Source organism: Reyranella sp., assembly GCF_052439685.1.
Lineage (GTDB): Bacteria > Pseudomonadota > Alphaproteobacteria > Reyranellales > Reyranellaceae > Reyranella.
On record NZ_JBQVQG010000003.1, the window covers coordinates 1 to 21556 of the forward strand.

The 21556-nt window shown below is 66.1% G+C and carries 23 protein-coding genes and 1 other annotated feature; of the genes, 11 read left to right on the forward strand and 12 right to left on the reverse strand.

From position 1 onward, the window contains the following. Both ACT6UX_RS05510 and ACT6UX_RS05515 read left to right on the forward strand, forming a co-directional pair. Positions 1 to 269, forward strand: a 269-nt coding sequence (locus ACT6UX_RS05510) for a transposase (protein ID WP_444774137.1), incomplete at its 5' end; no start/stop codon positions are given. Further along, positions 266 to 577, forward strand: a complete 312-nt coding sequence (locus ACT6UX_RS05515) for a hypothetical protein (RefSeq protein ID WP_444774138.1) — start codon at positions 266 to 268, stop codon at positions 575 to 577. The genes ACT6UX_RS05510 and ACT6UX_RS05515, both read left to right, overlap by 4 nt. 290 nt (positions 578 to 867) lie before the next feature. Here the strand turns inward: ACT6UX_RS05515 and ACT6UX_RS05520 are convergent, their stop codons facing one another. From ACT6UX_RS05520 to ACT6UX_RS05535, 4 genes are all read right to left on the reverse strand, one after another. Beyond that, entirely contained in the window at positions 868 to 1251 is a 384-nt protein-coding gene (locus ACT6UX_RS05520) for a nitrile hydratase accessory protein (protein ID WP_444774139.1), read from the reverse strand. After that, positions 1251 to 1910, reverse strand: coding sequence for a nitrile hydratase subunit beta (nthB, locus tag ACT6UX_RS05525; protein WP_444774140.1), 660 nt, complete (start codon positions 1908 to 1910; stop codon positions 1251 to 1253). Before nthB ends, ACT6UX_RS05520 begins: the two co-directional genes overlap by 1 nt. Beyond that, positions 1907 to 2542 carry a nitrile hydratase subunit alpha gene (gene nthA, locus ACT6UX_RS05530; protein WP_444774141.1) on the reverse strand — a complete coding sequence of 212 codons (636 nt, stop codon included), beginning with the start codon at positions 2540 to 2542 and terminating at the stop codon, positions 1907 to 1909. The genes nthB and nthA overlap by 4 nt, the downstream gene beginning before the upstream one ends. 286 nt (positions 2543 to 2828) lie before the next feature. Then, a complete protein-coding gene (locus tag ACT6UX_RS05535; RefSeq protein WP_444774142.1) occupies positions 2829 to 4307 on the reverse strand; it encodes a SulP family inorganic anion transporter in 1479 nt (492 codons plus the stop codon). An 81-nt stretch (positions 4308 to 4388) separates the two neighbouring features. Next, positions 4389 to 4444: a sequence feature (sul1 is cis-regulatory element that is thought to sense ions involved in sulfur or methionine metabolism; They are found in Alphaproteobacteria), on the reverse strand. Positions 4445 to 4486: 42 nt separating this feature from the next. Between ACT6UX_RS05535 and ACT6UX_RS05540 the strand changes: the two genes are divergently transcribed. Together ACT6UX_RS05540 and ACT6UX_RS05545 are read left to right on the forward strand one after the other, a co-directional pair. Then, positions 4487 to 4864, forward strand: a complete 378-nt coding sequence (locus ACT6UX_RS05540) for a hypothetical protein (protein ID WP_444774425.1) — start codon at positions 4487 to 4489, stop codon at positions 4862 to 4864. Positions 4865 to 4882: 18 nt separating this feature from the next. Further along, positions 4883 to 5233, forward strand: coding sequence for an ethanolamine utilization protein (locus tag ACT6UX_RS05545; RefSeq protein WP_444774143.1), 351 nt, complete (start codon positions 4883 to 4885; stop codon positions 5231 to 5233). Here the strand turns inward: ACT6UX_RS05545 and ACT6UX_RS05550 are convergent. After that, positions 5199 to 6227 (reverse strand): extracellular catalytic domain type 1 short-chain-length polyhydroxyalkanoate depolymerase, encoded by a 1029-nt coding sequence (locus ACT6UX_RS05550; protein ID WP_444774144.1) that lies wholly within the window; start codon positions 6225 to 6227, stop codon positions 5199 to 5201. The genes ACT6UX_RS05545 and ACT6UX_RS05550 overlap by 35 nt on opposite strands. Positions 6228 to 6418: 191 nt before the next feature. Between ACT6UX_RS05550 and ACT6UX_RS05555 the strand changes: the two genes are divergently transcribed. The 6 genes from ACT6UX_RS05555 to ACT6UX_RS05580 all read left to right on the forward strand — a co-directional run bounded on the left by ACT6UX_RS05555 (position 6419) and on the right by ACT6UX_RS05580 (position 13066). Beyond that, positions 6419 to 6784, forward strand: a complete 366-nt coding sequence (locus tag ACT6UX_RS05555) for a hypothetical protein (protein WP_444774145.1) — start codon at positions 6419 to 6421, stop codon at positions 6782 to 6784. 266 nt (positions 6785 to 7050) lie between these two features. Further along, complete coding sequence (locus ACT6UX_RS05560) at positions 7051 to 7551, forward strand: sigma-70 family RNA polymerase sigma factor (protein WP_444774146.1); 501 nt, start codon at positions 7051 to 7053, stop codon at positions 7549 to 7551. Between the two features lie 83 nt (positions 7552 to 7634). Continuing rightward, entirely contained in the window at positions 7635 to 8636 is a 1002-nt protein-coding gene (locus tag ACT6UX_RS05565) for a FecR family protein (protein ID WP_444774147.1), read from the forward strand. Between the two features lie 138 nt (positions 8637 to 8774). Beyond that, positions 8775 to 11240, forward strand: a complete 2466-nt coding sequence (locus tag ACT6UX_RS05570; RefSeq protein ID WP_444774148.1) for a TonB-dependent siderophore receptor — start codon at positions 8775 to 8777, stop codon at positions 11238 to 11240. Between the two features lie 21 nt (positions 11241 to 11261). Next, on the forward strand, positions 11262 to 12791 hold the full coding sequence (locus ACT6UX_RS05575) for a PepSY-associated TM helix domain-containing protein (RefSeq protein WP_444774149.1): 1530 nt from the start codon (positions 11262 to 11264) through the stop codon (positions 12789 to 12791). A gap of 32 nt (positions 12792 to 12823) precedes the next feature. Further along, positions 12824 to 13066, forward strand: a complete 243-nt coding sequence (locus tag ACT6UX_RS05580) for a hypothetical protein (protein WP_444774150.1) — start codon at positions 12824 to 12826, stop codon at positions 13064 to 13066. A gap of 42 nt (positions 13067 to 13108) precedes the next feature. Here the strand turns inward: ACT6UX_RS05580 and ACT6UX_RS05585 are convergent, their stop codons facing one another. From ACT6UX_RS05585 to coxB, 3 genes are read right to left on the reverse strand one after another with little or no spacing between them, the layout of a single operon-like run. Beyond that, the gene (locus tag ACT6UX_RS05585; protein WP_444774151.1) at positions 13109 to 13420 is read right to left on the reverse strand and encodes a hypothetical protein; all 312 of its coding nucleotides are present in this window, start codon (positions 13418 to 13420) and stop codon (positions 13109 to 13111) included. After that, the gene (ctaD, locus tag ACT6UX_RS05590; RefSeq protein ID WP_444774152.1) at positions 13417 to 15909 is read right to left on the reverse strand and encodes a cytochrome c oxidase subunit I; all 2493 of its coding nucleotides are present in this window, start codon (positions 15907 to 15909) and stop codon (positions 13417 to 13419) included. Before ctaD ends, ACT6UX_RS05585 begins: the two co-directional genes overlap by 4 nt. Beyond that, positions 15906 to 16547 carry a cytochrome c oxidase subunit II gene (coxB, locus tag ACT6UX_RS05595; RefSeq protein WP_444774153.1) on the reverse strand — a complete coding sequence of 214 codons (642 nt, stop codon included), beginning with the start codon at positions 16545 to 16547 and terminating at the stop codon, positions 15906 to 15908. The genes ctaD and coxB overlap by 4 nt, the downstream gene beginning before the upstream one ends. 39 nt (positions 16548 to 16586) lie before the next feature. Between coxB and ACT6UX_RS05600 the strand changes: the two genes are divergently transcribed. Continuing rightward, entirely contained in the window at positions 16587 to 17117 is a 531-nt protein-coding gene (locus tag ACT6UX_RS05600; protein WP_444774154.1) for a DUF2231 domain-containing protein, read from the forward strand. On the opposite strand, the gene ACT6UX_RS05605 is transcribed toward ACT6UX_RS05600, so the two are convergent. From ACT6UX_RS05605 to ACT6UX_RS05620, 4 genes are all read right to left on the reverse strand, one after another. Beyond that, positions 17081 to 17575, reverse strand: coding sequence for a CopD family protein (locus tag ACT6UX_RS05605; protein WP_444774155.1), 495 nt, complete (start codon positions 17573 to 17575; stop codon positions 17081 to 17083). The two genes, ACT6UX_RS05600 and ACT6UX_RS05605, sit on opposite strands and share 37 nt — an antisense overlap. Further along, positions 17572 to 18267 (reverse strand): cytochrome c oxidase assembly protein, encoded by a 696-nt coding sequence (locus tag ACT6UX_RS05610; protein ID WP_444774156.1) that lies wholly within the window; start codon positions 18265 to 18267, stop codon positions 17572 to 17574. The genes ACT6UX_RS05605 and ACT6UX_RS05610 overlap by 4 nt, the downstream gene beginning before the upstream one ends. Positions 18268 to 18471: 204 nt before the next feature. Continuing rightward, entirely contained in the window at positions 18472 to 19260 is a 789-nt protein-coding gene (locus ACT6UX_RS05615; RefSeq protein ID WP_444774157.1) for a formate/nitrite transporter family protein, read from the reverse strand. A gap of 6 nt (positions 19261 to 19266) precedes the next feature. Then, complete coding sequence (locus ACT6UX_RS05620; protein ID WP_444774158.1) at positions 19267 to 21534, reverse strand: FdhF/YdeP family oxidoreductase; 2268 nt, start codon at positions 21532 to 21534, stop codon at positions 19267 to 19269. Between the last annotated feature and the right edge of the window lie 22 nt (positions 21535 to 21556).

Below are 21556 nucleotides of genomic sequence, written 5' to 3' on the forward strand. Positions count from 1 at the left end.
GCCCCCACATTGCTATCGACGGCCATCCGAGCAAGACCGGCAAGGCCCGCAAGACGTCCGTCGACCGCCGCGTGACGCGCCACGTCGGCTACGACATCAGCCAGCGCTGCCGCAAGCGGATCGAGGAGGTGTTTGGCTGGATCAAGGCTTCAGCCGGGCTGGCCAAGATCAAGCTGCGAGGACGAGCACGGGTGGACGCCACCTTCACGCTCGCCCTGGCCGCCTACAATCTGGTTCGACTTCCCAAGCTCTTGGCGGCACCGGCATGAGCATGCTGGGTCGATGGCGTGTCGTCGAGACACCTGGCTGGAACATGGCCGGGCCGGGTGCCTACATGCTGTTCGGCAAAGAGGGCGGCGAGTTCGCCTTCGATTGCCTCACCGGCTCGATCCACGGCGCCTGCCACGGCACCGACGTCGAGTTCGACTGGGACGGCAACGACGAGAGTGAAGAAGTCTCCGGCCATGGCTGGGCCGAACTTCAGGCCGATGGCTCCCTTGAAGGCGAGATCTGCCTCGATAATGGCGACGACATACCCTTCATCGCCCATCGCCAGACTTCTTCAACAGCCTGCTAGCGCAATTCATGCCACTCTGACTACTTAAAGACTTAGGTTGACCTTGGAAAATCGATGAGTGCCACACTTTGGCTCATCAGCCCCGCCAAAAGTGATGCCGAGCGGCACCATGCAGAACGAGTGTAGTCGGGAATCTTTTTGCATTTTGGTAAGGGCTTTTTGAAATGGCCTCCTTAAGGGCGTGACATGCGCGAGCGCTGATGAAGACGATACCTATCAAGAGGCTTCGATCGTGGGCTTAGTTTGAACAACGATTGCTTAATCTTTGCGCAATGAACCAGGCCTTTGCTTCACCCGAAGTCGTCCGGCGTGAGTTCGATCGTCTGGCCGTGCGGCGTGCGATCCGCGGCATGGATCCAGGCGCGAACGTAGCGATCGAGGGTTTCCGGCGAGGCGATACTTTTGCGTACCGCCAGACGTTCGAGCGTTGCAAGCCAGTGACAGTAATAAGTCGAGCCGTCGTCGGGATCGCCCTCCGCGAGGGCGGACTTTATCTGGAGACCGAGTTCTTCGGCCCATTCATGCCATGTGAAGACGCCGCGCTGCTGCAGGCTGAGCGCCATGGCGAAGACTTGGGCTTGCCATGGCTCGGCGAAGATCGGCGCCTCGCCCTGGCACGGGATGCCGGGTACGGTTTCCAGCAACGTGCGGACTGAAGCGAGATCCTGCGCCATTACACCGACTCCAGGTATGGCTCGAACGCCTCGATGGAAACGGTGGCGCCGACCTCGGCATCGGGTCCCCATAGTTCCAGCCCTTCGAACACCACCGTGTAGAGCCATTCACCCTGTTTGATATTCTTTTCGACCATGGCGTCGGGATAGGTGTGACAGCCTTGGATGCGCTCGATCGTGCCGAGGTGACCGCGCGTGAAACGCGGCAGGCGCGTGTGCGAACGAGGATGGATGTTGCGCGCGCGCACCTTCTGGCCGACCGCGAACAGGGCCGGCGCGCGCGGCGGCTGATCGTGGTTGGGGCGGCTCACGGCAGCGCCGGCCTCGGGACCCGACAGCGGCTGGCGTTTCAGCGGCCGGCCCGGTCCAGTCGGATGGCCGTTTGCCAATTCGGCTTCCGATACGAGGCCGCGATCGAGGCACAGACGTTCCAGGCGCAGCAACCACTTCCTGTAATAGGAAGAGGAAAGATAGACGGCGGGCGGCAGCGTCTCGATCCAATAGCGGCCGATGTCGATGTTCCATTCGCCGGCCGAGCCCATGACCCGGTTGAGCGCGAAGCAGCGCGCCTGCCAGTCGGCGTGGAAGGGCACTTCGTGCGGATCGGGCGCGACCTTGCCGAACCCGTCCATGCCGCCCATGTCGTGCACGCCGTTCATGGCGCGACCTCGTTCGCGGCCTTCGGGAATCCGGTGCCGATCATCGAATCGCGGGTGACGAGGGAGGCGAGTTTCTCCTCGGACCAGCCCTCGGTCCCGGCGGGCCGCATCGGCAGCACGATGAAACGCGTCTCGGCCGTCGAATCCCACACCCGCACCTTGGTGTCCTCGGGCAGGGTCACACCGAAATCGGCCAGCACCTTGCGCGGCTCCTTGACCGTGCGGGCGCGATAGGGCGCCGACTTGTACCAAGCTGGCGGGAGGCCCAGCAGGTCCCACGGGTAACAGGAGCAAAGGGTGCAGACGATCATGTTGTGGGTGGTGAGTGTGTTCGCCACCGCGATCAGATGGTCGCCAACCTTCTGCTCGAGACCGAGCCGAGCGATTGCCTTGCTGGCGTCGGCGATCAGCGCCGTCCTGAAGTCGGTATCGATCCAGGCCCGCGCCACCACCCGCGCACCGATATGCGGCCCGATCTTCGTTTCATAGGTCTCGATGATCGAATCGAGCGCCGCCGGATCGACATAGCCCTTCTCGGTCAGAATGGTTTCGAGAGCGCGGACCCGAAGCTGCATTTCCGAAAGCTCGGATCCATGCTCGTGGTCATGGTCGTGCTGGTGACTGCCCGACATTGCACCTCCTGACGTAAGGGGCACAGGTTACGTCATAGCGGCGTGGCGATACAGGCGGCGCCATCGCCGCAGGCGCGATCCACTTTGATGTTATAGATTGCACCAGCGGTGCGATAGCTTATCACGCCCTTTGCGCTTGCTGCGTTGCCAAAACCTCTCTGCTGCTACTGACAGTTCTGACGCCACCTCCTAATATTGTGCTTCGACTGCAATATCGTCAGACCAGTGACTTTCATCGCGCTTCTCGCTCCGAGGCGCGCAGGTTTCTTCTTTCGCGAAGCTGCAGTCAGTGCGGCACGACTCCCAGCTCGACGCCGGTCTTGTCGTGAAGTGCGAAACGGTCGACGAGGTCGGCACTGGCCTCGTTGTAGCCGATGACCTTCACCTCCGATCCGTCGCGGCGCAGTCGGGCGACGATCTTGTCGAGCGCGCCGACGCCGGAGATGTCCCAGAAATGTGCCCCGGAGACATCGATGGTCACAGTTTTTCCCCGCTCGGGCAGGAAGGCGCGGGTGAAGCGGTCGACCGAGGCGAAGAAAATTTCGCCGCTGATGCGATAGGTGATCGTGCCGTCGCTTTCGCTGCGTTCGACCGCGAACATGCGGCGGACCTTGCCGGCGAAGAAGATGCCGGACAGCAGCACGCCCGCCAGTACGCCCTGCGCCAGGTCGTGTGTGAAGACGACGACACAGACCGTTACGATCATCACGACGCTGGAGGTCGGCGGATGGCGGCGCAGGTTGGGGATCGAGTTCCAGCTGAAGGTGCCGATCGACACCATGATCATGACGGCGACCAGCGCTGGCATCGGGATGCGCCCGACCAGCGGGCCCAGCACCGCCAGCAGGAACAGGAGTGCGGCGCCCGCGACGAATGTCGAGAGCCGCGTGCGCCCGCCCGAGGTCACGTTGATCACCGATTGCCCAATCATCGCGCAGCCGCCCATGCCGCCCACGAGGGCGGCCGCGATGTTGGCGCCGCCCTGGCCCAGGCACTCGCGGCGCTTGTCGCTGTCCGTATCCGTCATGTCGTCGACGATCTGCGCCGTCAGCATCGATTCGAGCAGGCCAACCGCCGCCATGGTGAGCGAGAAAGGCAGGATGATCCGCAGCGTCTCCCAGGTGAGCGGTACCTGCGGCAGGGCGAGGCTCGGCAGCGCCTCGGGGAGCTTGCCCATGTCACCGACCGTATGGACCGGCAGATCGAGGCCGATGCTGAGCGCCGCCAGCACGACGATGGCCACCAGCGGCGACGGAACGGCGGTGGTGAGGCGGGGCAGCAGGTAGATGATCGCGAGGCCCGCGGCGATCATAGCATAGGTGTGCCACGACACGCCCGTGAGTTGCGGGATCTGCGCCATGAAGATCAGGATGGCGAGCGCATTGACGAAGCCGGTGATCACCGAACGCGAGACGAACTGCATGAGGAGGTCGAGGCGCAGGAAGCCCGCCGCGATCTGGATCACGCCCATCAGGATGGTGGCGGCGAACAGGTAGTCGACACCATGATCGCGCACCAGCGGCGTGACGACGACGGCAACCGCGGCGGTGGCCGCCGAGATCATGCCCGGCCGGCCGCCGAGCAGCGAGATGACGATGGCGATCGCCACCGAAGCCCACAGGCCAACCCGCGGATCGACGCCGGCGATGATCGAGAAGCCGATGGCTTCGGGAATGAGGGCGAGCGCGACGACGAGGCCTGCGAGGAAATCGCGGCGCGCCTGGCCGAGGTTTCCGAACCATTCGGACTTGAAACTGCTGAACATTGGAGATCGCTGCACATACACATGAAGCCACGGAGATTCCTCGCCTGCGGGCGAAGACGGCATGTGGGCGTTCAATGTGAGAGTTGCCCGGCGGATCGGCGGCCGGAATAGCCACCCGGGGTTTCACCGGGTCCATGCGAGTGAGAGCGTGCGTAGACCACGCCCTGGTCTTGAATGCAATGCCGACGGGACGCGCCGACTGCAACTTTTCACAGTCCGGAAACGTTCAACGCCGCACGTCCATTGAGGAGCATACGATGGCTGCGAGGAAGAAGGTCGCGAAGAAGGCGGTGAAGAAAAAGATCGCGAAGAGGAAAGTCGCCAAGAAAAAGGTCGCTAAGAAGAAAGTCGCGACGAAGAAGTCCGCACGCAAGAGTGCGGCCCCGCGCGAGCTGATCGACACCGGCACCAATAAGCTATTCGTGCGCCGCAATGCTCGCGGGACCTCCTTCAAGGAAGTCGAGGATGTGGGGCGTTCGCTGACGGCGGACCGTCGGCGGAAGGCCAAGACGGTCGCCAAACGCGGCCAGGGCGACAAAGGCGACCGGCGCCGCTAGCATCGAAGGAGACGCTTCATGGCTGTTCGAAAGTTCGGACTGAAGGATGCGTCCCTCGAACGATCGCCGGGGCAGGAGGGCGACATCTTCGTCGGCAACGTGATCGACCAGCGCCATGGCGGCTCGATCACGATTGGCTACGGCCGCTACGGTCCCAACCAGCGCCTCGACGAGACCATGGCGGTCGACGACGTCATGCTGATCCTCGAGGGCCGGATCTCGGTCACCAGCCGCGACGGCACCGTGACGGGCGGCGCTGGGGAGTTCATCTACATGCCTAAGGGCGAGGCGGTGACCATCCTCTCCCATGAGGAGGGTGCGTTGACGGCGTACGTCACTTACCCGCACTGGCAGGAAGCCCGCGGCTGACCAGCTCCGGGTTGCGGCTGGACAGGCGGTGCTCGAAAAAAAAGCGCACGAACTCGCGGCTGGCGTCGGGGCCGCGCGGATCGGTGAAGGTGCCGAGCGCGCTGCCGCCCGACCAGGCGTGCCCCAAACCCTCCAGCACCCATTGTTCGCCGATGGCGCGCTCCTGCGCATCGAAGCGGATCGTGCGCGTGAAGGCGATTCCGGTCGCGGTCGCCCCATGTGACAGGCGCGTGCGCACGCCCGGTCCGCCGGACGCCTGTTCGCTCGCCTGGTCGCCATTGACCGGATTGACCGTCGTGTCGCGATCGCCGTGGAAGACGATGGTCGGAACGACGGGGCCAATCCGCACGGGAAGGCGGGCCGCGGGAGCGCCCTGACGCATCGCCGAAAAGGCGGCATGCATGTCCCGCGCGGCGCCGCAGGCGAGGCCGGAATGAATGCCGACTGCGGCGTAGAGATCGGGATAAGTGGCGCCCATAATGGCCGCCGCCGCGCCGCCGGCGGACAGGCCCGCGACATAGACCCGGTCTTCGTCGACCGCATGCTCGAGCAGGATCTGGCGCGTGATCTCGGCGATCAGGTGCGGCTCGCCCAAGTCGCGAATCTGGTCGCCCACCTTGAACCAGTTCCAGCATTTGTTGGGGTTCGCCGATTGGGGCTGCTCGGGATAGGCAACCAGGAACCGCCGCTCGTCGGCGAGTTCGTTCATACGTGTGCCGGCCGCGAAATCGTCGGGCGACTGGCTGCAGCCGTGAAGCATCACGATCAGCGGCAGGGGCCGCCCGTCATGTCCGGCGGGCTTGTAGAGCTTGAAGCGGCGCTCCCCGGCAGCACTCGCCACGATGTGATAGTCAAACGACGAGGGCGGCTCGCGGCGGAGAACCGCGGGCGACGACCCTGACGGAGCTTCCGTCAGCGCGCGCATCGCTTCGACGAGCTTGCCGTCGCGTGCCAGTCGCAGGACTTCGATCACGTCGGCGCGGGATAACAACATCGGGTTACTCTTTATCTGTACGCGTGGCAGAGGACTATTCTAAGCGCGCACGTCCGTCCAATCCGAACGGTCCCCGCGACCTCCGCCGCTTGCAGTTACGCTTCCGGGCGATCCAGGTTCCAGCGCATTTCATGCAACTCAGGGCCCTTCGAGCAGTTGACGGAAGTATCCATCAGGTTCGGGAGGTTGGTGTGCGTTTTTCTTTGGTGGCTGTGATTGCAGGTGTCATCACTTCGACTTCGACCGCCGCCGTCGCCGACTCCTGGCGGGCGAAGCCGGTCCTCGAATCACACTCCCCGTTGCTCTGCCGCCAAGCGGACGTCTCGAAGCTCTTCTTCGCCTTCGCCGACAACGGCAGCGCTCTATCGGTCAAGGCTGGCGAGGGGGATACGTTCATGGTGCCGGTCTCGGCCGATGGTTCCATTGCCCGGACCATCTCGATCCCCGTTGGCCAGAGAACCTTCACGGTCGACCTCACCGGAAATGCCAGAGGCCGCGACCTGCAGGTCTACAATCGAGACTATGCCTGCCTGTTCAAGCTTCAGCCCTTGCCCTGAAGCAGGTCAGCAGAGCGGCAGCTTCGGCACGCGAGGCTTGACGACCGGCATGACGCCTTGCGTGGCTTGCTGCGCGCCACAACGATAGAGCGCAGAACATGCGCCTGAAGGACATGATCACCTTATGAATTTGACGGGTCTTAGATGGCGCGGCCATTGCGTCCATTCGATGCCGGCCCGCGGGCGCGCCTGAGGCAAGGGCTGCGGCAAACGCGCCTTCATTGTTTGTAATTGCGAGGCATTCGCATTTCTAATATTGTCGGAGCGTGCCGTCCGAGACCACCACATTGTATGTCGAGCATCGAGGCTCGCTGGTCGATTATGCGACCGGTATCGTGGGCTCGCGCACTCAGGCCGAAGAGCTGGTGCAGGAAGCCTGGCTGCGCTTCGACGAGGTGGCGCGCCAGCGATTTCTCGACGAACCCTTGGGCTATCTCTATCGCATCGTCCGCAATCTGGCGCTCGACGGCCGCCGCCGCAGCGCGCGCGAGACCGAGGCCTTGGCAAACGGCGTCGCCGAGGCAGTGACGGCGGCCGGCGTTGCGTCCACGCCGGAGATGCTGACGCTCTACCGCGACGAGCTTCGCCTGCTCGAGCTGGCGCTGGGTGAACTGCCGGAGCGCACGCGACGCGCCTTCGAGATGCACCGGCTGGAGGGCTGCAAGCTCCGCGAGATCGCCGAGCGCCTCGGGATCTCCCTGCCGCTGGCGCACAAGCTGGTATCGGATGCCATTGCGCACTGCAAGAAGCGGCTGCGCTGGAAATAATTCCGCCGCTTCGCATTAATCATTAGAAAACCGGACATACCGGGCGTTGGCAGTATGCGGGGTAGGTCTCCGTATGAGGAGGGATGAAGCGCGTGACGGATGCCGACGTCGAACGGGCCTCGAACGAAGCCACCGACTGGCTGATCCTCCTGCAGGAGGAGCCGGACGATGCCGAGCTGCGCCAGCGATTCGACGAATGGCTCAAGGCCCGTCCGGAAAACGTATCGGCCTGGGCCTCGACGCAGAGCTTTTCCGACATGGCGGCCCTGCTGCCCGCCGTACGGGAGGCCGGTGCCGTCACGAAGACGCCGGCAGCCGGTGCGCAGGTCTCGCCAATGAGCCCAAGGACCTCCGCTCGCCGCTGGGCGATGCCCGCGCTGGCTCTCGCGGCCGCCGCCTGTCTCGCTTTGTGGACGGGGCCTGCGATGCTCCTGCAGATGCGCGCCGACCACGTGACTGGCACGGCCGAGCTGCGCCAGGTCGACTTGCCCGACGGCAGCCGCGTGATTCTGGCGCCGGCCAGCGCCATCGCCGTGACCATCGCCGACGACCAGCCGGGACGTCGTGTCGAGCTTCTCTCGGGGGAGGCCTTCTTCCAGGTGCGGCCCGATCCCGCGCGGCCCTTCCGGGTGAGGGCGCGGGACGTCGAGACAACCGTGCTGGGCACGCGTTTCGACGTCCGCCTCGGCAGTGACGATGTCGCCGTGTCGGTCGAGGAGGGGATCGTCGCCGTCGCTACGGCCGGTGCGCCCATCGAGAATGCGGCGAGGCTCGTCGCCGGTCAGTTCGTGCGGGTCGCGAGCGACGGCCTCTCGACTCGGGGCAGCGAGCAGCCCGAACTCGTGGCGGCCTGGCGGCAGGGCCAGCTCTACGCGCAGGAGACTCGACTGGGCGATGCGATCGATCAGCTGCGTCGCTACTTCGGTGGCACGATCGTGCTGACCGATGGCCGGCTGGCCGATCGCCGCATCACCGGCGCCTACAATCTCGCCGACCCCGAGGATGCGCTGCGCGGCATGGCGCGCGTGCATGGCGCCAAGGTGCGCCGCCTGACGCCGTGGCTACTGGTCGTCTCCGCCTCGTGATGTCCGATCACGCGCTCGAACGATTTTCTTAGAAAAGTCGGCGAGCCGCTCGTTGCCCTAGTGAAGGAGCGAATGCGCTGTCCTCCACGAGGGTGGGCAGCGTCCGATGTTCCTGCTCTGCGGGGAGATGTTGCGGCGATGGACAAGCGTTTGGGTTCTCTGAGCGTCACGGCGGTGCTGGGCACGTCTGCGATCACGATGGCACTGGCGACGGGGACGGCACCGACCTTCGCTCAGTCGTCCGAGGTTCAGACCGTCCAGGCGCCGGCACAGCGTGCCTTCAACATCGGACCGCAGCCGTTGGTGAGCGCCCTGCCGCTGTTCGGCCAGCAGTCCGGCCGCCAGATTTCCGCCGATGCCGCGCTCGTGCGCGGCCTCTCGACCGAGGGGGTGCAGGGGGCGATGAGCGTCGACGAGGCACTGCAGCGCCTGCTCGCGGGTACCGGACTCACCTACAGCCTGCTCGGTGGCACGACCATCGCGCTCCAGCGCGTCGGCCAGGCACCGCTCGATCCCTCGACGCTCCAACTCGATCCCGTGCAGGTGCAGGGCATCTTCGCGGTGCCGTCGCAGGCGATGATCGACAACATCCCGCCGGCCTATGCCGGCGGGCAGGTGGCGACGGGCGGCCAGCTCGGACTGCTGGGCAATCGCGACGTCATGGAAACGCCGTTCAACCAGACGAGCTACACCGCGCAGAAGGCACAGGACCAGCAGGCACAGACCATTCGCGACGTACTGATCGACGATCCGTCGGTCCGCATCGTGCGGCCGACCGGCAACAACGGCGCGCAGAACATGATGATCCGCGGCTTCACGGTCGAGGGCACCGACATCGCCTATGGCGGGCTCTACGGCCTGCTGCCTTCCTATTCGATCGGCGTCGAACTGGCCGAACGAATCGAGGTGCTGAAAGGGCCGAGCGCGATGCTGAACGGCATGCCGCCCACCGGCGCGATCGGCGGCACGATCAACGTCGTGCCGAAGCGCGCGCACGACGAGCCGATGAACCGCGTGACCGCCGCCTACAGTTCGGCCGCGCAGTTCGGCGGCGCCGTCGATGTCGGCCGCCGCTTCGGCCCCGACAAGGAACTGGGCGTGCGCCTGAACGGCGCCTATCGCGCCGGCCAGACGCCCGTGATGTGGAATGCCGAGGAGCTGGGACTGGGCACGATCGGGCTCGACTATCGCGGCAACGGTTTCCGCGTCTCCTTCGACGGCGGCTACCAGTCCCAGTACATCAGCGGCGGCGTTGGCTATGTGAGCGTGGCAGCCGGCGCGCCGGTGCCGGGCGTACCGGACCTTAACAGCAACTTCATCCTGCCCTGGACCAAAACCTATTCGCAGGACCTGTTCGGCGCGCTGCGGGCAGAGGTCGATGTCTGGCCGGGCGTCACCCTCTATGGCGCGATCGGCGCGCACGACAATCGCTGGAACTCGCTGTGGTCGGGCGATCCCATTGTTTCGAGCTGGAGCGGGGCCAGCACGCAGACTCCCTACTCGAATACCTCCTACGAAACGAAGTGGACGAGCGAGATCGGCCTGCGCGGAGAGGCCGAAACCGGGCCGGTCGGACACAGCTTCGTCATCAGTGCGGTGCGTTACCAGCAGGTGTTCGGCTTCGGGCGCGGCATCGGCACCGCCTATGCCTCGAACATCTACACGCCGAACGTCATCGCGCAGCCCAACATCACCACCCAGTCGCCGCGCAAGTCGAGCACGCTGCAGCTCAACAGCTTTGCCATCGCCGACACGCTGTCCTTCGCCGAGAAGCGCGTGCAGCTCACGGTCGGCGCGCGCTACCAGCAGATCATGGGCGAGAACTTCAACCTCACGAACGGCGTGCTCACCTCGGCTTACCTGCAGGATGCGATCACCCCCTCGGTGGCGCTGGTCGTGCGCCCGTGGAAGGAGGTCTCGTTCTATGGCAACTTCATCCAGGGTCTGCAGCCCGGCACGGTTGTCGGGCCGACTTTCGCCAATGCCGGCGAGGTGTTCTCGCCTTTCCTGTCGACGCAGTTCGAGGTCGGCACCAAGATCGACTGGGGCAAGTTCACCACGACGCTCAGCGCCTTCCAGATCAGCCAGCCCAGCTCCATCGCCAATGCCGCGACCAATACGCTCACGGAAAACGGCCTGCAGCGCAACCGCGGTATCGAACTCAATGTGTTCGGAACGCCGACCGAGGGCGTGCGGCTGCTGGGTGGCGCGATGTTCCAGGAGGCGATCCTGGTCAGTACGGCGGGCGGAGTGAACGACGGCTGGCAGGCCGCCGGCGCGCCCAACGTGCAGGTGAACCTGGCCGGCGAATGGGACACGCCGTTCGTGCGCGGCCTGACGCTCGACGGAAGGGTGATCTACACCGGTACCCAATATGTCGGTCTGACCAATCCGCGGCAGAGCATTCCCGACTGGGTGCGCTTCGACGTCGGCGCGCGCTATGTGATCGCCGACGCCAAGAGTCCCACGGGCAAGCCGGTGGCGATCCGCTTCAACGTCGAGAACCTTCTCGATACCAATTACTGGTCGATGGTGTCGTTCAACACGCGTCTCAATGTCGGCACGCCGCGCACCTTCCGCCTCGCCCTGACGGCGGACTTCTAGGGCTGGCTGCACGCTGTCGACATGGGCACGGGTTTTCGCGCCTCGATGGACTGGCTTCATACCTGGGCCGGTGTGGTGCTGGGCGGGCTGCTGTTCGCCATCTTCTGGATGGGGACGTTGTCGGTGTTCGATCGCGAGATCGATCGCTGGATGGCGCCGATGACGCGGCTCGCGCCGACCGATGAGGTCGCAGTCGTCGACGCGCTGCGTGTTTCCTATGAGGCGGCGGCGGCCGCCAAGGCAACCTCGTGGTTCGCGCAGCTTCCGACGGAACGGGCTCCGGTGCTCCAGGTCACGTGGCGCGAGGGGACGCGCCAGCTCGTGCGGCTGTTCGATCCTGCGACCGGCGCCGCGCTGCCCGATCCCGGCACATGGGCGGGCACGGGCTTCCTCTATCCCTTTCACTACATGCTGCATGTCCGGCTGGGCTACTGGATCGTCGGCATGGCGGGCATGGCGATGCTGCTGCTCTGCGTTTCGGGCGTGGTGATCCACCGCAAGATCTTCGCCGACTTCTTCACCTTCCGGGCCGACAAACAGCCGCGCCGCCTGGTGCTCGACCTGCACAACGTGACCGGCGTGCTGGGCCTGCCGTTTCATTTCATGATCACCCTGTCGGGCGTGATCATCTTCTATGGCGTGTATTTTCCCGGCACGATCCAGTTCGCCTATGGCGACGAGGCGCGCGCCTTCGCGCGCGAAGCCTACGGAAACTATGACAGACCGAGGCTCGGTCGGCCCGGCGCGCTCGCGTCGCTCGATGCCATGATGGGCGACGCGCGGCAGCTGTGGGACGGCGAGACGCCGCGATACCTGTTCGTCCGCCATCCCGGCGATGCCGCCGCGGTGGTGCAGGTGGCCCGCCACGGCGAGGACCGCGTCGCGGGCCGTTCCGACATTGCCTATTTCGACACGAGCACCGGCGCGCTACTACACCGTCGCATCGCGCCGCAGCCGGTCCTGTCGGCGCAACGCTTCATCGCCGGGCTGCATCTCATCCAGTTCCGCCACTGGACCCTGCGCTGGGTCTATTTCGTCCTGGGCCTCGCGGGCTGTGCGCTGATCGCGACCGGCTATCTCTTCTGGCTGGAGTCGCGGAGGAAGAAGGACGACCGCCTGGGCCCGCGCGGCGTGCGCCTCGTGGAGGCGCTGACCATCGGCTCGGCGAGCGGCATCGTCATCGCCACGCTTTCGTTCTTCGTCGCCAACCGGCTGCTGCCGCTCGGTACGGTCTTCCTCGGCGAGGATCGTGCGTCACTGGAGATGTGGGCGTTCTATCTCGCATGGCTGGCGAGCTTCGCCCATGCCGCGCTGCGGCCGCGGCGTGCGTGGATCGAACAATGCGGGGCGATCGCGGCCCTCGCTCTGGTCGCGGTGCTGCTCAACTGGATCACCACCGGCGATCATCTCGTGCGGAGCCTCGGACACGCGCGTCTCTGGCCAGTGGCCGGCATGGATATCCTCCTGCTCGTCAGCGCCGCGCTGGCTGCGCTGGCGGCCCTGGCCCTGGGCTGGCGATCGGGTGCAACTTCCCCGCACCGGGGCCGTTGATCGCCTCGCCCATCGGGAGGAAGTTGGAGTTCATGAGCAGTCTGCTGGACGCGACCAAGGTCGCCGCCGCCTTGCGCGGCCAGAAGAAATACGGCGAAGCCATCGACCTGCTTGAGCGGGCGCTGGCTGCCGCGCCGCCGGAAGATTTCGCCCGGCTCGATGCCAACCGCGAGGGCCTGCGCGCCGCCGAAGAGGCAGGCCTGCATGCCGTCGCGAAGCGCTTCGCCGATGCGATCTCGCTACGGGAGACCGAGGGCGATCCGGACGAGGATTGAGGTTGCTTCTTCACCTCCGGTGTGACGGGGAGGTGATGTTGATCAAGCGCACGCCGAGGTGAGCGCGACTGGCGAGCCGGTCACCAGCATGGCGCCGGCGCCTGCGAGCGTCGTTGCAAGTGTTACCCGGTTCTCGAAGTCCGACGAGGCCGAACGCACGAGCCGCAGCAGCGCGAGGCACGCGGCGACGAGCACCAGCCAGGTCGCGACCAAGATTCCGCGCAGCAGCGTGGTGCCAAAGAGGGCAACATCCGCCCAGCCATAGGCACAGCCCGTGCCTTGCATCGCGTAGAGGAGCGAGAAGCCGAAGGCCCAGAGAAGGAGCCCGGCGCTGATTCGCGCGAGCAGACTCACGCCGCCACCGCAGGCGCCAAGAGACAGACAAGCACGATCGCGAGCGTCGCCGCCGAGTAGTCGCCGAACAGGCGCGCCACGCGGAGGTCCAGCGTGCGACGCGGCGAGACGTGGCCTGCGGTGATGCGGATACGGCCGAAGCCTGCGCAGAGCAGGGCGATGGCGGCGTGCAGCAGTGCGTAGGCCAGCAGCGCCCAGCTGCCGGCGGCGTAGGCGTGCTCCTGCGGCGCGGGCAACGCCGTGATGCCGAGCGTCACGAGCGCGAGGATGGTAACGAGCTGCGCCGCGGTAGCAGAGAGCGCCATGCGACTGGCCGGCGCCGACAGGCCGTTGGCTCCATCGGCCAGGCAGCGACGCGTGAACAGGCAGCCGGCCAGTCCCGCTGCGGCGGCCACGAGGGCCGCCGCGAGACCACCCTCGATCCGCTCGGGCGGCGGCCAGTTCGGCGCGATGACCCAGAGAAAGGCATAGCCGAACAGCAAAGAGGCCAGAGCGGTGCCATCGGCGACCAGGAGGAAGGCGCTGCCCCACCAGCCGGGCGCGCCGCCGGCCTCGCGATGGATCGGCGCCACCTCGCCGCGGCCGATCGGCAGCGGTCCGAGATCCTGGCGCCAGTCGAGGACCCAGGCCCAGCGCAGGCCGAGCGCCACGACGCCGGCCACGGGCAGGAGCGACAGCCAATAGTGGCCGGCGAGCAGGCAGAGGAAGAAGCACCCCGTCACCGCGGCCGTGACGATCGGCAGGCGCGTGTTGCCGGGCAGGACGACGATGTGGTCGATCGCGCCCGTCGTGGTCTCCACCGCCATCGTCTCACGCCAGCCATCGCGCGGCTCGCCGAGATAGCCTTCGCCGCGCGCCAATGCGGTGGCGAGCGCAGGAGACTGAGTCATGGGCTCGCGATCGGTGACGGTCGGAAGGCTTGCGATGTTGTAGGCGGGCGTCGGGATCGGCATGGCCCATTCGAGTGTGCCGGCGGTCCACGGATTGCGGCGCCGGCGGCGCGCGTAGTAGAGGTGCAATGCGACGTCGATGGCGAACAGCGCAAAGCCGAAGGCCATGACGAAACTGCCGACCGACGAGACCAGGTTCAGCAGCGTCCATCCCGCCTCTTCGGGGTAGGTGTGGACGCGCCGCCGCATGCCGAGCAGGCCCGTCAGGTGCATCATGAAGAAGGTCACGTTGAAGCCGATAAAAATCAGCCAGAACGAGGCCTTGCCCAGCAGGTCGTCGCGGGTCCGGCCGGTGAAATGCGGCAGCCAGTAGTAGGCGCCGGCGAGCATCGGGAAGATGAAGCCGCCGATCAGCACATAGTGCAGATGCGCCACCACGAAGTGCGTGTCGTGCGCCTGCAGGTCGAAGGGCACCATCGCCAGCATCACGCCGGTCATGCCGCCGATCACGAAGATCACGAAGAAGCCCAGCAGGTAGAGCATCGGCAGCTTCAGCTCGGGCCGGCCGTTCCACAGCGTGCCGATCCAGGCGAAGACCTGTACCGCCGTGGGCAGCGCCACCAGCGCCGAGGCGGCCGAGAAGAATCCCAGCGCCATGTGCGGGATGCCGGTGGTGAACATGTGATGCACCCACAGGCCGAAGCTGAGGAAGGCGAGAGAGAGCAACGCGGCCACGATCCAGCCGTAGCCCAGGATGCGGGTGCGGGCGAGCACGGGCAGGACGGTGGAAATCACGCCGGCCGCCGGCAGGAAGATGATGTAGACCTCGGGATGGCCGAACAGCCAGAACAGGTGCTGCCACAGCAGCGGACTGCCGCCGCGCGTCGGATCGAAGAACGGCCAGTCGAACGCGCGCTCCACTTCCAGCAGGATCGAGCCCAGGATCAGCGGCGGAAAGGCCACGATCATCATCAGCGCGGTGATCAGCAGATACCAGGCGAAGAGTGGCATGCGGTCCAGCCGCATGCCCGGCGCGCGCAGCTTCAGAACCGAGACGGCGATCTCGATGGCGGCAGAGATCGCCGAAATCTCGACGAAGGTGATGCCCAGCAGCCAGACGTCGGCGTTGATCCCCGGCGTATAGGCCTTCGAGGACAGCGGCGTGTACATGAACCAGCCACCATCGGGCGCCACGCCAAACACCATCGAGGCGATCAGGATCGTTCCGCCGAACAGGTAGCACCACCAGCCATAGGCGGAGAGGCGGGGGAAGGCCATGTCGCGGCTGCCCAGCATCTTCGGCAGCATGTAGAGCGCCAGCCCTTCGAACATCGGGATGGCGAACAGGAACATCATGATGCTGCCGTGCATCGTGAACAGCTGGTTGTAGATGTCGGGACCGACGAAGGCGCTGCCGGGCGTCGCCAGCTGGGCGCGGATCATCATCGCCAGCACACCGCCGATGGCGAAGAAGACGAAGGCGGCGATCACGAAACGCTTGCCGATGTCGGAGTGGTTGACAGAGACCACTGTGCCGCGCCAACCCGTCGGCGCACCCCAGATGGCGTTGAGCACACGATGGCGTCGCAACGCGTTCATCGGTCCTCTCCGCGCTGGAAGGCGGCCCAACCCGCTTCGTCGTGGACTATCACGCGGAACAGGTGGCCGGAATGGCCGCTGCCGCAGAACTCCGCGCACTGGCCTTCGTACACGCCCGGCTCCACGGCCTGCAGGCGAAGCACGTTCACATGGCCGGGGATGGCGTCCATCTTTCCTGCCAGTCGGGGCACCCAGAAGCTGTGGATCACGTCGACCGCGGCGATACGCAGCACCACCGGCTGGCCGGCGGGCATGTGCAGCTCGTTCTCCGTCACCTGCGTCTCGGTGCCGACGCGATGGCTGAACTCCCAGGACCATTGCCGGCCCGTCGCATCGATGACGACGGTGCCCGAGAGGCCGGGCGCGATGATGCGTTCGCCCAGTATCAGCGCGTAGCCCACCAGCGCCAGCAGCACGATGATGGGCATGGCAACACCAAGCCCACCGATCCACAGGGTCGGGCTGGCAGGGCCCTCACGTCCGCGGCGCACGAACGCCAGCAACAGCAGCACGAAGACCAGCAGAGTGAGCGCCGTCGCGCCGGCCAGCATGGCCCACCAGAAGGCGGCCACCCGCGCCGCCGCCGGGCCGGCCGCGTCGAGCGTCGACAGCGGTCCGGAACATCCACCGACGACCATCGTTACCAGCGCTGCACTCAGCGGATGGAGGAGGGGCCGATGGCTGTTGTTTCCGAAGGTTCCCCGACCGAAGAGGCCGAGGGGCGGGTCGATCCGATCGAGGCGCAGTCCCACTTCCATCGCACCGAATCGCGCATTGCCGTCGCCGGCCATCCTATTCACGCCATGCTGGTCGCCTTTCCCATCGCGCTCACCATGTGCACCCTGGGCGCCGACGGCTTCTTCTGGTGGACGGGCGACGTCTTCTGGGCACGGGCCGCCCTGTGGGCCAGCGGCATGGCGTTCCTGCTGGGCGTGGCCGCCGGTTTCGCCGGCACCGTCGAGCTGCTGCTGGTGCCGGGCATCCGTGCCCGCTCCGCCAGCTGGACGCACTTCGTGCTCGCCGTGATGCTGCTCTCCATCCTCGGTGCCAACTGGGGCTACCGTCTCACGGGCTACGAGCAGGCGGTGCTGCCATGGGGCGCGATGCTCTCGCTGTTGGCGGCGGGCTTCACCGCCATCACCGGGTGGCACGGCGGCAAGCTGGTATTCGACTACCATCTCGGAACCTCGTCTACCGGTAAGCGCTGACCCTGCGGCGCCAGCATCCAGGCTGGCACGATGCGGTCGTCGACGAACGGCTTGCCCAGCACCAGGATCAGGATCACCAGCATCGTGAGGCCGGAGATCAGGAGAAGCGGCGCCGGGTGCGGCACCGCGTAGGCGCCCTGACGTTCGCCGACCTGAAGGGTGAGGTGGCCCAGCCAGGCATGCGCGAGCACAAGCAGGCCGACCAGTGCCACCTTCACGAACATCCAGGGTACGAAGACGTCGCGCAGGAAGATCAGTGCCGTGCCGAGCCCGATCGCGATCACGGCCGCCGGTGTCACGACGCCGACATAGGCCACATGGGTCGCTATCCGGCGTCGCGAGTAGCGGTGCTGGTCGTCAGACGGATCGTGGCGCGCGAGCAGAAGCGGCAGACCGACGAGGCCGGCACACCAGATCGACAGGGCAGCGATGTGGAGGAATTTCAGCGCCGCGATCATGCCGTGCCGGCGGCCCGCGTCCAGATGCGACGCGCGATCAGTGCTGTCACGAGCGCGTAGGGGATCACGCCCGGCACCCACATGACCAGGCCGGCGAGCTGTTGGTCGGCGACCTGCTCCAGCCCCCAGGGCAGTGTGGACGCGGCATGGCTGGCATAAAGCGGCGCGCGCGCGAAGGTGAGCAACGCACCCAGCATGCCCATCTGCGCCATCGCGAGGATCGAGACCATCGAGGCCGTCACCGGCGGTGCGGCGAACAGCTCCCGCCAGAACCAGATCGCGGTGCCCAGCAGGCTGAGCTGCATCAGCCAGTAGGTCGCCGTGTTGCCCAGCGCGCGGTCGTACAACGCGGGCAGGTGCCAGGCCCACAGGGTCGCGGTCGAGATCGCGAAGGCGATTCCGAGATAGCGATATCCGCGTGCAGGAAGGGCGAGAGCGGCGAATGGCGCGGCGACGGCGACCAGCAGCACGTGGTGCACGGCGCGGGCGGAGAAGAGCGCGACGCTCAGCGCGCAGAGCGGCGACACGAACACCACGGCGAGGACGCCGACCGACGCCAGCGCGAGGCGCGGATGCGGCGACCGCAGCGCCATCGCCGCCGCGATGGCGAGCGCGACCAGCAGCACCGGGTCGAGGTTCCAGCGCTCGAGCCAGTCGTAGGGGTGAGGAGGGGCGCCGCAATAACTGGTCATGCTCGTGCGCCGCCATGCGCCAAAGAGAAACCGGAGTTCACACGGAACGCAATTGGAAGGCTGGAGTTCCCTGCTTTCGAGCGCCAGCGCATCGCATGTGATTCAAAGGTCCCTCGCTTGGTTCGGGATGACAGCAATTGGATGCACGGCGCCAATTCCGGCAAAGTTGTCATCCCGAACGCAGTGAGGGACCTTTCGCTTCCTTCACGCAGAGTCCTGTTTCAAGGCGTCATGCCCATAGGCCAAGGCGACGGCGAGCAGGGAGCCACCGACGATATTGCCTGCGGTGCTTAGGGCTAGGTTGAGGACGCCCGCCGACCAGTCATCCGGTATGCCGCTCAGCCATCCCATCGGGATCAGCGACATGTTGGCGACGGAATGCTCGAGGCCCGCCGCCACGAACACCGTGATCGGGCCGACGATCGCCAGGATCTTGGCCGGAAGAGTGTTGGCGTTCATCGACATCCACACGGCGAGGCAGACGAGGGCGTTTGCGAGGACGCCCGAGCAGAAGACAGCCATCGCCGACTTGGCCAGCTTGTCGCCCGCTACGCTTCGCGCCGCATCGCCGACGCCGCCCTCCAGGCCGCCGGCCCCCGCGAAGAGCAGGGCGACGGCCACACTGCTCGCGAGATTGCCCAGCCACACGAGGCACCACGCGGCGATCATCCGCCGGACGGCGAGCGCGCCGGTGACCTCCGGCAGGACCATCATCGTGTTGCCGGTGAAGAGCTCGGCGCCCGCCACCATCACGAGGATGAGGCCGACCGAGAAAGCCAGCCCCGACAGCACCCGGACGGCGCCCGGCGTCTGCCCGTCCGCGAAACCCGACTGGGCGACGAGTGAGATCACCGAGCCGAAGGCAATGAAGGCGCCGGCGAGGACGGCCAGCACCGCCATCCGTGACCAGTCCTGCATGGCCTTGGCGGCCAGCGTTTCCGGCGCCGAGCGGGCGATGGCGTCTCCAACGGGATCCTTGCCGCCGTGATCCATGGCGGCCTAAGCGGCCTCGATGCGGACGGGAACGGCCTTGCTGGCAGGCGTCTTGGACTTGCGGTCGTGGTGGCGCAGCGCGACCAGCGGGTTGAGTTCGGGGAAGTAGCCCGCGAGCGTGCCGTCGGGAAGTTCGAACGGCACGATCTCGAGCCCGTCGACTCGGCGCTGATGGCCGTCACCGGCATCGCCCACCAGGGACACGCGCTGGCCCGCGACCAGTCCGGCGCGTCCCATGTCCGCCGCGTTCATCATGACCACGTCGCGCGTGCCCTCGATCCCGCGCAGCCTGTCGCTGTAGCCGTAGACCGTGGTGTTGAACTGGTCGTTGGACCGCAGCGTGATCAGGCGATAGCGGCCGGGCGCGTCCTCGACATCGGTGGCGGCGAGCATCTGCGGCGCGGTGAACTGCGCGCGTCCGCTCTCGGTTTTCCATTCGCGCTCGCGCGCCGGGTTGCCGCGATAGAACCCGCCCGGTTCGAAGATGCGCTCGTTCATGTCGTGGAACTGCTCGGGATAGGTCTCGGCGATCAGGTCCCGCACCAGCGCATAGTTTGCCGTCCAATCGTCCCAACGCAGCCTCGGGTTCGATGCCAGGGTCGCCTTTGCCATCCCGGCCACGATCGCCGTTTCCGACAGAAGATGCTCGCTCGCGGGCTCGCGGTGGCCGAGCGAGCCGTGGATGTGGCTGAAGCTGTCCTCGATCGTCACCGTCTGCGGACCGGTCGCCTGGATATCCTCCTCGCTGCGGCCGAGGCACGGCAGCAGATAGGCGACCCGCCCGTTGAAGAGATGGCTGCGGTTGAGTTTGGTCGCGATCTGCACGGTGAGCTGCATGCGCTCCCAGGCCGGTTCGATGCGGGATTGGTCGGGAATGGCGCGCACGAAGTTGCCGCCCAGCCCGATGAAGGCCTGCACCTCGCCCGCGAGCAGCCCCTCGCAGACATCGACGGTGCTCATGCCATGGCTGCGCGGCGGGTCGAAGTCGAACATCTTCGCCAGCGTGTCGAGCGGCACCAACTCGGGCTTCTCGGCGATGCCCACGGTGCGCTGGCCCTGCACGTTGGAATGGCCGCGCACCGGGCAGATGCCTGCGCCGTCGCGTCCGATATGGCCGCGCATCAGCAGCAGGTTCACGAGCATGGCGATGTTCTCGAATCCGTGGACATGCTGGGTGAGGCCCATGCCGTAAACGCCGATCACGCGCTCGGCCTCGACATAGACCCGGCCGGCTTCCTCGATGTCGGCGCGGCTGAGGCCGGACTCGCGTTCGATCTGCTCCCAGGAGGTCGCATCCGTCTTGGCGTGGAAGGCCTCGAAGCCGGTGCAGTGCTGGGCGATGAACGCATGGTCGATCACGGTACCACCCTGCCGCTCGTCTTCCGCGAGCACGAACTTGCAGAGACCCATGATCGCGGCGATGTCGCCACCGGCGCGCGGCTGGAGATACTGGCAGCTGATCGGCGTCTCCTGACCCGTCAGCATCTGCAACGGGCGCTGCGGATTGATGAAGGCCGTCAGGCCCTTCTCGCGGAGTGGATTGAAGGTCACCACCTTGCAGCCGCGCTCGACGGCCTTCTGCAACGGATGGAGAAAGCGCGGGCTGTTCGGGCCGGTGTTCTGCCCGAAGAAGAACATCGCGTCGCATTTCTCGAAGTCTTCGAGCACGCAGGTACCAACCGGCGAGCCGATCAGTTCGCTCAGCGCAACCGATGTGGTCTCGTGGCACATGTTGGAGCTGTCGGGCAGATTGTTGTGCCCATAGACACGCGCGAACAGGGCATAGAGATACGAGGTCTCGAGCGAAGCGCGACCCGAAGCGTAGAACACCGTCTTCTTCGGCTCGCTGGCCTTAAGCGACGCGCCGATCGCTGAGAACGCGTGCTGCCAGGTGCAGGGCAGGTAGCGATCAGTGGCGGCGTCGTAGCGCAGCGGGTGGGTGAGGCGGCCCTGCTGCTCTAGGTCGTGGTCCGTCCAGGTCCGCAGCTCGCTCACCGTGTGGCTGGCGAAGAAGTCCGGCGTGCAGCGATGGGTGGTCAATTCCCAGAGGGTCGCCTTCGCGCCGTTTTCGCAGAACTCGAAGGCATGCGGATGCTTGGGCTTGCCCCACGCGCAGCTCACGCACATGAAGCCACCGGTCTTGTTCTGTTGCCGCAGCGTGTCGAGCGCACCCACGGCCGACATCTCGCGGCCCATCGTCTCCGCAATGCCCCGCAGCGAGCCCCAGCCGCCCACGGCGCCGTCGTATTCGGTGTAGTCCGGCTGATCCGTCATGGCCCTTACCCTGCATTTCAGT